This window comes from Bacillus sp. 2CMS4F (assembly GCF_023161785.1).
GTDB classification, from domain to species: Bacteria; Bacillota; Bacilli; order Bacillales; family Bacillaceae; genus Bacillus; species Bacillus halotolerans.
Map to the genome: position 1 here is coordinate 1 of NZ_JALNTO010000034.1, position 442 is coordinate 442.

At 51.6% G+C, this 442-nt stretch carries 5 tRNA genes; all 5 read right to left on the reverse strand.

Annotated features, from left to right (window positions below):
- Position 1: 1 nt before the first annotated feature.
- The 5 genes from MTN95_RS21455 to MTN95_RS21475 all read right to left on the reverse strand — a co-directional run bounded on the left by MTN95_RS21455 (position 2) and on the right by MTN95_RS21475 (position 441).
- Positions 2–76, reverse strand: a tRNA-Asn gene (locus MTN95_RS21455).
- Between the two features lie 17 nt (positions 77–93).
- A tRNA-Ile gene (locus MTN95_RS21460) sits at positions 94–170 on the reverse strand.
- Between the two features lie 15 nt (positions 171–185).
- Positions 186–259, reverse strand: a tRNA-Gly gene (locus MTN95_RS21465).
- A gap of 9 nt (positions 260–268) precedes the next feature.
- A tRNA-His gene (locus MTN95_RS21470) sits at positions 269–344 on the reverse strand.
- Positions 345–365: 21 nt separating this feature from the next.
- Positions 366–441: transfer RNA gene (locus tag MTN95_RS21475), tRNA-Phe, on the reverse strand.
- Position 442: the final 1 nt, after the last annotated feature.

Consider the following 442-nt stretch of genomic DNA (forward strand, 5'->3'; position numbering starts at 1 on the left):
ATGGCTCCACAGGCAGGATTCGAACCTGCGACCGATCGGTTAACAGCCGATAGCTCTACCACTGAGCTACTGTGGAACGTAAAAGTCATGGTATGGTGGGCCTGAATGGACTCGAACCATCGACCTCACGCTTATCAGGCGTGCGCTCTAACCAGCTGAGCTACAGGCCCATGACGATATAGAAATGGAGCGGGTGATGGGAATCGAACCCACGACATCAGCTTGGAAGGCTGAGGTTTTACCACTAAACTACACCCGCAATTTTATTTGGGGCGATTGATGGGAATCGAACCCACGAATGCCAGAGCCACAATCTGGTGCGTTAACCACTTCGCCACAACCGCCAAAATATATTTATTTGTAAATGGTGGCTCGGGACGGAATCGAACCGCCGACACACGGATTTTCAGTCCGTTGCTCTACCAACTGAGCTACCGAGCCT